The 8828-nt window shown below is 41.6% G+C and carries 5 protein-coding genes; 1 reads left to right on the top strand and 4 read right to left on the bottom strand.

Going from position 1 to position 8828, the window contains the following annotated elements; all coding sequences use genetic code 11:
* Positions 1–402: 402 nt before the first annotated feature.
* Positions 403–2034, bottom strand: a complete 1632-nt coding sequence (pruA, locus tag ACYVEA_RS28445) for an L-glutamate gamma-semialdehyde dehydrogenase (RefSeq protein ID WP_461116807.1) — start codon at positions 2032–2034, stop codon at positions 403–405.
* A 160-nt stretch (positions 2035–2194) separates the two neighbouring features.
* On the opposite strand from pruA, the gene thrC reads away from it, so the two are divergent.
* Positions 2195–3505, top strand: a complete 1311-nt coding sequence (gene thrC / locus ACYVEA_RS28440; protein WP_461116806.1) for a threonine synthase — start codon at positions 2195–2197, stop codon at positions 3503–3505.
* A gap of 94 nt (positions 3506–3599) precedes the next feature.
* Here thrC and ACYVEA_RS28435 read toward each other — a convergent pair whose 3' ends face one another.
* The 3 genes from ACYVEA_RS28435 to mnmG all read right to left on the bottom strand — a co-directional run bounded on the left by ACYVEA_RS28435 (position 3600) and on the right by mnmG (position 8727).
* Positions 3600–5519 (bottom strand): tetratricopeptide repeat protein, encoded by a 1920-nt coding sequence (locus tag ACYVEA_RS28435; protein ID WP_461116815.1) that lies wholly within the window; start codon positions 5517–5519, stop codon positions 3600–3602.
* Between the two features lie 377 nt (positions 5520–5896).
* A complete protein-coding gene (locus tag ACYVEA_RS28430) occupies positions 5897–6784 on the bottom strand; it encodes a class I SAM-dependent methyltransferase (RefSeq protein ID WP_461116805.1) in 888 nt (295 codons plus the stop codon).
* A 77-nt stretch (positions 6785–6861) separates the two neighbouring features.
* Positions 6862–8727 (bottom strand): tRNA uridine-5-carboxymethylaminomethyl(34) synthesis enzyme MnmG, encoded by a 1866-nt coding sequence (gene mnmG, locus ACYVEA_RS28425; protein ID WP_461116804.1) that lies wholly within the window; start codon positions 8725–8727, stop codon positions 6862–6864.
* Positions 8728–8828 lie beyond the last annotated feature (101 nt).

The raw sequence follows: 8828 nt of genomic DNA, 5'->3' as shown, positions 1-8828 counted from the left end.
TGCATGTATTAGGCCTGCCGCTAGCGTTCATCCTGAGCCAGGATCAAACTCTCCATCGTAAATATGTTTGAGATCAACCGAAGCTGATCTCGATGTTTATAGCCTTATTAAGTGCTAACCTATTGATGTCAATATGTCAAAGAACTGTCTCTCTTTCGAGATGGTGGTCAACCGTTGTTGACCTTCTTTATATTTGGGAGTGCAAAGGTACGGCACTTAACTTTCTTTGTCAAGAAAAAGTCAAAAAATATTTTCGTTAGTTACGTAACTCTTTATTTCTTAACTTATTGATAAAAAGGCTTTTACACATTTTTATCAACTCTTTCCCCCTGATTTGGGAGTGCAAAATTAAGAGACTTTTATACTAAATGCAAGTGTTGCTCTAAACTTTTTTTAAAAGATTTATTCTCCTTGCAGAAAGGGATATCCATAATGCTTTGGCGATACGTAGGTCTCTTTTATAGTACGAGCTGAAACCCAACGGTATAAGTTTAAAGCTGAGCCTGCTTTATCATTTGTCCCCGATGCGCGAGCGCCACCAAAGGGTTGCTGACCTACAACAGCTCCCGTTGGTTTGTCATTGATATAAAAGTTTCCCGCAGCACTCTGAAGGCTGTGCGAGACTTGTTCGATCACATAACGGTCTTTAGCGAAGATTGATCCTGTGAGCGCATAAGGTGACGTATCATTCACCAGTTTTACTACATTTTCAAAGTCAGAGGGCTCGTAAACATATATAGACAGGACAGGACCAAAAATTTCCTCGCACATGGTCTTGTACTTTGGATCGTTCACTTTCAATACGGTTGGCTCTACAAAATACCCTTTTGATCCATCGTAATTACCTCCTGATACAATATTTACCTGGCTATTTTGCTTTGCTTCATCGATATAGGCAGTAATTTTTTTGAACGATTTTTCGTCAATTACGGCGTTAATGAAGTTAGTAAAATCTTCAGTCACGCCCATTTTTATTTCGCCTAAGAATTGTTTCATCATGGCCTCAATGGCTGGCCAAAGAGTAGATGGAACATAGGCACGAGATGCAGCTGAGCATTTCTGGCCCTGGTATTCAAAAGCTCCTCTCACCAAGCCGGTAGCTACCTCGTCGGAATCCGCTGATTCATGTACCAGCACAAAATCTTTTCCACCCGTTTCGCCTACAATACGTGGATAACTTTTGTATTTGTGAATATTAGCGCCAATTGTTCCCCAAATTTGTTGAAAAACACGTGTACTACCCGTAAAGTGTATGCCAGCAAAATCAGGGTGATTAAATATAACCTCACCAGCAACTGGCCCATCCACATAAATAAGGTTGATAACTCCATTTGGCAAACCGGCTTCCAGAAGCACTTCCATTATTACTTTAGCCGATAAGACTTGCGTGTATGCGGGTTTCCACACAACCGTATTGCCCATTAAGGCAGCGGAAGTAGGCAGGTTCCCAGCTATAGCCGTGAAATTGAACGGTGTTAATGCAAACACAAAGCCTTCAAGTGGACGATATTCCAATCGATTCCAGACTCCAGGTGATGAATTAGGCTGTTGTCGGTAAATATCCGTCGCGTAGTGAACATTGAAGCGTAAGAAGTCAATCAGTTCGCAGGCTGAATCAATTTCAGCTTGATACGCATTTTTCGATTGACCCAGCATGGTGGCCGCATTAATTCGAGCGCGGTAAGGACCGGCAATAAGATCGGCAGCTTTCAGGAAAATACTTGCCCGATGCTCCCATGACAAATTTGCCCAAGCGTCTTTTGCTGCTAAAGCAGCTTCAATCGCCTGATTAACATGCTGACTGTCACCTTCATAAAAATAGCCAAGTGTATGCTGATGATCATGTGGAGGAGCAACTCGAAGTTTTCGATCGGAACGAACTTCCTGTCCATCGATATACATGGGAATATCGGTTTCCTGTGAGCGAAAATCCTGTAAGGCTAGTTTAAGTGCTTCACGCTCAGGTGAACCGGGGCGGTACTCTTTAACCGGTTCATTGGCCGGTGTTGGTACGTTAAATAATCCGAAAGACATGATGATGTGTACGAGTTTTTACAAATTTACGGATTACGTTACGTATCCAATTCATACACATTTATCCAATTATCCACATTTGTTTTCCACATTTCATTAGTTCAAATTCGATTCATTGAGCTGATTTAACGTACTTTGTTATCCTATTTTGACTTTACTTATGCGTTTTTACAGCACAAATAGCCCACAAACAACGGTAACTGCCAGGGAAGCTCTTTTTCATAGTATGCCTTCGGATAAGGGTTTGTACATGCCAACATCCCTACCCCATTTGGGGGCTGACTTCTTTAAAGTTATTGCAGGACAATCTCTAGCCGATATTGGTTTTGCCATTAGTCAGGCTTTATTTGGCACTGAAATAAGTAACGCAGATTTAGAAGAGCTTACCCATCACGCGTTTCCATTCGATACGCCAGTTGTTGAACTGGAACCTGGTAAAATGGGGGTTCTGGAGTTATTTCATGGGCCATCTTTGGCTTTTAAAGATGTTGGAGCACGTTATATGGCTGCTTTGATGTCTTACTATTCGAAGCAAAGTGATAAAGAAGTAAATATTCTCGTTGCAACTTCTGGCGACACAGGCGGAGCCGTTGCCATGGGCTTTCATAACGTGCCGGGCGTTCGCGTTTCGATTTTATATCCTAGTGGGCGTGTTAGCGAATTACAGGAAAAACAACTCACTACGCTTGGCGGTAATGTGCAGGCTTTCGAGGTAGATGGTTCTTTTGATGATTGCCAGGCTATCGTGAAGCAAGCCTTTGTTGATGCTGAGCTGAATGCTCAATTGTCTTTGTCCTCCGCTAATTCGATTAATATTTTTCGGCTCATTCCTCAAGGGTTTTACTACGTTCGAGCGTATGGCCAAGTCCGTCAACAGAAAAAGCCTGTCGTTTTTTCGACGCCAAGTGGCAATTTTGGTAATCTGAGTGCTGGTGCTATGGTTCAGCAAATGGGTTTGCCAATTGCTCATTTTGTTGCAGCAACTAATTTGAATCACGTTGTACCGACTTACCTCAAAACTGGTATTTATTCTCCCAAGCCTTCCATTGCTACAATTTCAAATGCTATGGATGTGGGAAGTCCGAGTAATTTTGTTCGATTAGCACATCTTTACGACGACGATTATGACCGCTTCAAAGCAAATGTTTCTGGCTATTTCTACAATGACGATGAAACACGGGTTGGCATGCGACAGATTTTTGATCAGTTTGGTTACGTCTCCTGTCCTCATACGGCTATTGGTATAATGGGCTTGCAAACCTATATGAACGAAACCAAGGGCGATTTTATGGGTATTGCTCTAGCAACTGCGCATCCATCTAAGTTTAAGCCTTTAGTCGAGTCTATATTAAATAAGCCAGTTGATGTACCCGAGCGCTTAGCCGTTTTGGCAAATCGAACGAAGCAAAGCATTTATATTCCCGCTCTTTATGAAGCTTTCAAAGAATCTTTACTTCAAACCGTCGTATAGAAAACAGAGTTATCCACAAAAAAGGCCGATTTCTATTAGAGATCGGCCTTTTTTGTGGATAACTCTGTTCAAAACTACTATTCTTTGTGTACAACTAATTAACTGTATCGCCCCGTAATGCCCGGAAGCGTTTACGTGCTTCGGCTCCATATATGCTTCCGGGATACTGGGTTAACACTTTTTGATAAGCTTCCATAGCTGCATTTTTATCTTTCAGACGCTCCTCATAAATTTTTGCCTGAGTATAGAGTGCGTCATCTCCCAGAATGTCATTGGGATATTTGCTAACGATTTTCTTTAGGTCTTCAAGTGCTTCAGCTGTTTTACCCTGTTTCAGATACGTATTGGCTCGCAACCATAGGATTTCATCCACTAAGCTATGGTCAGCATATTTGGTCAACATCTGATTCAGCGCACTCACAGCTTCGTCGGTTTTATTCTGGAAGAGCAATAGATCAATTGACGCATATTCACGCATGGCTGCTTCTGTACTATCTAAGCCGGTGTTATCCACAATTAATAAACTTAGTTGCTCAGCGTCATTAGCGATTTCACGGGAAGTGGCCAGTTTCAATACATCGAGCAAATCTTTAGCTACGGCTAGATTTCCTCGGTAATAATGAAGTTTAGCGTTTTTTAACTTGGCTTCATAACCTAACAGTTCCTCCTTCTGGGATTTTTCAACCTGCGAATACAGTAAGGTAGATTCCCAAGGCTCTCCTTTGAGCAAGTAGATATCACCTTTGTCAAGTTTACAGCGATCAACAAAGTTTTTGTCCGTTTTTCCCAAATCAATGGCCATGTCCAACACAGTTAGGGCTGTATCTTTGCTATCCAGATAATTGCCGTATAGGTTAGCGGTACTACGTAGCGCTTCGAGCGTTTTTACGTTTGTACCGATCTCCTGTAGCATTCGTTGGTAATCGCCAATGAGTTTTCGAATTTCAAGCTTATCTACTGGATATGTGTTTTTCACCTGCTCTTCCCGAGCGTTGATAACGAGTCGGCGTGCAAACGGATAAAGCTGGCCTTGTGGATAAGTTGTGTATATGTATTCAAATGCCTCAGCCGCTGTTTTATATTCCTTGTTATTCATGGCCAGCATGCCCAGGTCATAGACCCGACTACCATTCAATTTCATGCGTTTATCGGTAGCCTTTTCCTGTAGCAAAGCGCGGCTGAACTTTTGCTTCTGGACAAAATACCAGATTAGAAGTTCATTATACGCCAATTCATTCGGCTCTAGCTGAATCTTAGAGTATAAGGCTTTTTCCACAAGTGGTTCATCTTTTGTGTTAATAAAGCCCTGTAGTGCGGCTAAAACGGTTTCTTTCTTGTCTGGCTGCTTACTAGTAATAATGATTTCGTTAATCGCTTTTTCAGTTTGACTAGTTGCTTTGTATAGGCTCATTAAATCCTCACTGTGAGCCGTTGGATCTTTGCTGACGTCACGTATCGTTTCAAACGATTGAATTGCCCAGCGCGTCTCTCCTGCTTCGTTAAAGGCAGCTGCAATCTTTTCAAGTTTAGGAACCGACGATTTGCTTGCTTGAATGGCTGCGGTATAATGTGCCTTTGCCTGCGTTGTGTCCCCTTGTTGTGTTGCTATTTGGCCAGTCAACAGATCATAATAGGCCCGATTGGGTTCATCACTACGATGTTGCTTGCGTAAGTACTTGACTGCATCGTCTGTTTTATTACTTTTTTGTAAACTGTACACGTACCGTGACACTTTATCCCACGTTATGTCTGTTTTCAACAGTTTGGCATATTCGTTGGCTGCTTTTTCAAATTCGCCGGCTTTATAGTATTCTTCAGCCAACGTCGCTCCAGTCTGTCCCCAGGCCAACCCCATTGACAACATCCATAGCAATGCAATAATGACTTTTGACCTTATTAACATTTTATAAAAAAGCTTTTTAAAAGAAACGTTATTATACCTATTAGCTATGTGGATATGTGTACAAATATGTTGTCCACTTTTTAAGTTAGTCAATGTGGATAAAAGTAGCAAGATATCCACAAGCTTTACTTTACTTATCCACTTGTAATCTATTCATTTTTAAGTAAATAACATTTTATCCACATTCTCGTTATTTTATATCTGTGGATTTGTGTATAGATTTTATGCACACTTTTAACTGGGGAAAATTTGTGGAGCGAGTTGTGATATGTATGAGTTTCTCCACACATACTACCTTTTAAAAAAGCTATGTGGATTACTTCGCTACTCGTCCACACCAATACATCTGCTTGTGAACAAGTTTTCCACACCTCTTGCCTGGTTATACACATGCTTATTCACACTAAAGTTTAACTTTTTTAATTTAGAATTGACCTTTCCCGGATTGATATGGGAAAGAGATATTATTCAGAAAATCAAGTGGATAACTAGGCTTTCTTAAAGAGGTAGATCAGGCTGGAATAATTACCGGTTCGTTTAGCTTTGGCATTAGATGATAAACCAACCTGCATACTTTTCAAATAATCAGTTTTGCCAGTTTGATACCGAGTGCTTAGCATGGCTATATAAAATGCATCGAACAGCATGGGCCGTTGATCAATTAGTTTAAAGCCATGTTTCCTAAAAAGGGGTTCTATAGTGGAGGGTGTAAAATGGTATAAGTGTCTGGGTACATCGTATGCTGCCCAGTATTGCTTAAACGTATGCGCATCATAAGAATCGGAATTTGGCACTGCAATTAACAATGTCCCCTGTTCGGCAAGTAATTTGTGCAGGTCCGGAATTGTCTCGTTTAATGTGGGGATATGTTCAAGTACGTGCCAAAGGGTAATTATATCGAATGGCTGTTCGCCTGCTAATGCTTTTAGGTCTGGCTTGATCTCAGCCCGCAGTTTTTTTATGGCTGTAGCGCGAGCGTCATCATCTGGCTCCATTCCCGTTATCTGCCAGCCGCCCGACCGGCAACTTTCTAAAAATGCGCCCGTTCCACAGCCTACATCTAAAATATTCCCCGCATTACCTCCATTTAGTTTTTTGATTAAACTCAATTTTGACCGTAACGTGTAGTTTCGCACTAATCGATAGGCTGTATTTATCAATCCACTGCTTTCATCATTGTGCGATACGTATTGATCCGATTTGTAATAGGAACCAATTGAATCAGTGTCAGGTCGAGGATTGGTAAATCGAAAACTGCACTTATGACACTGCTGGATAGCGAAATTCTGATTACTTACTAGATAATCTGTGCAGATTAAAAATGGATTGAATGTAGTGTTGCCACAAACAGGGCAGTGCTTTACAGTTTCTAACACAGTGAGTAGTCTTGATGAAATTAATAAAGTTCTGATTATAGATAGATACGATCTAATCAGAACCTGAACGAAACAAATTACCGACCCATATAGACCAGTAGAATGGAAACATCGGACGGGCTGACACCGCTAATTCGAGATGCCTGACCAATAGTAGAAGGACGTAATCGTTTTAATTTTTCCTTTCCTTCGAACGAAAGAGCCTTTAATCTGTCATAGTCAAATGTGGGATTTATTGATAGATTTTCCCATTTGTCTAACTTATCAGCATTCTGTTTTTCACGATTAAGATAGTCTTCGTACTTTATTTCAATAACGGCCTGTTCAATCACCTCCTCCCCTACCCTAGTCTCTGGCATGTCAGCAACTAATTTTAGTAGGTTTTTCACCTCCTCCTGTTCAATTTCTGGACGCTTTAGTAACGTATAAAAACTGCTTTTCTCACGTAACGTAGCACTTCCCTTGCTTTCGAGCCAACCGTTTATTTCCTCTGGTCTTACTTTAGCAGCCCGAATTGATTTGATTAACTCGGTGATACCATCTCGTTTAGCGGTCATCGTGTTATAGCGATCCTGAGATGCCAGACCAATTGCATATCCTTTCTCAGTAAGCCGCAGGTCAGCATTGTCCTGCCTAAGAAGCGTTCGATACTCCGCCCGTGATGTGAACATGCGATAAGGCTCTTCTGTACCTTTGGTAATTAGGTCATCAATCAAAACGCCTATGTATCCTTCGGATCGTTTGATGGTAAACTCGGCTTCTTCGTTTGCGTTTCGATGTGCATTAATACCTGCCATCAGCCCCTGACAAGCTGCCTCCTCATAGCCTGTTGTCCCATTTATTTGGCCTGCAAAAAAGAGATTGTGCACTAATTGAGTTTCTAAAGTTGGCTTTAATTGAGTAGGTGGAAAGAAATCGTACTCAACAGCATAACCCGGCCGAAACATACGTACGTCTTCAAAACCCGGGATTTTACGTAGTGCGTTGTATTGAACGGTCTCCGGTAGGGATGTCGAGAAACCATTTACATAGACTTCCACTGTATCCCAACCTTCTGGCTCTACGAAAATCTGATGTCTATCTTTATCCGCGAAACGGTTTATTTTATCTTCGACAGATGGGCAGTAACGTGGTCCTAATCCTTTGATTCGTCCCGTGAACATGGGTGATTTGTCGAAGCCCGTTTTTAGCTCATCATGAACTGCCTGATTTGTATAGGTAACCCAGCAGCTACGTTGCTTGGTTAGACTAGGCGTATTTGTGTAAGAGAACTTGCCTGGTTTTTCATCACCAAGCTGCTCTTCCATCAAGTTGTAGTTTAAGCTCCGTCCATCTACACGTGGTGGTGTTCCGGTTTTCATACGGCCCGATTCGAAACCCAAACTGATCAATTGTTCCGTTAATCCCGTTGCAGAACGTTCGGCTGTTCGACCTCCACCAAATACTTTTTCGCCGATGAACATCTTTCCATTTAAGAAAGTACCATTTGTCAGGACAACAGATTTAGCGAAAAATTCGACGCCTAAACTTGTTTTGACACCAGTAACCCGTCCATCTTTAACTAAGACTTCATTGACGGTATCTTGCCAAAAATCAATATTTCTGTTTTCTTCCAATGCCTTTCTCCATTCCCAGGCAAATACGTTTCGATCACTTTGGCATCTTGGACTCCACATGGCGGGACCTTTCGAGCGATTTAGCATTCGGAATTGAATCATGCTTTTATCGCTAATTATTCCCGACATGCCGCCTAAGGCATCGACTTCACGCACAATCTGGCCTTTGGCAACTCCACCCATAGCTGGGTTGCAGGACATTTGGGCAATAGTCTGCATATTCATTGTAATAAGTAAAACGCTTGAACCCATGGTTGCTGCTGCACTTGCGGCTTCACAACCAGCATGGCCTGCTCCCACTACAATGACATCGTATGAAGAATACATTTCTGTTAATTTTTAAAAAATGTTTCACGTGGAAACTTTTCACAAAATTGTCAAAAGTTGTCGGAAAGATAAAACGTGATAGGATTTGCAATACACTGGCA

The sequence above is a fragment of the Spirosoma jeollabukense genome (genome assembly GCF_054777855.1).
The sequence above is the reverse complement of the archived record's forward strand: the minus strand, read 5'-3'. Positions and strand labels throughout refer to the sequence as shown.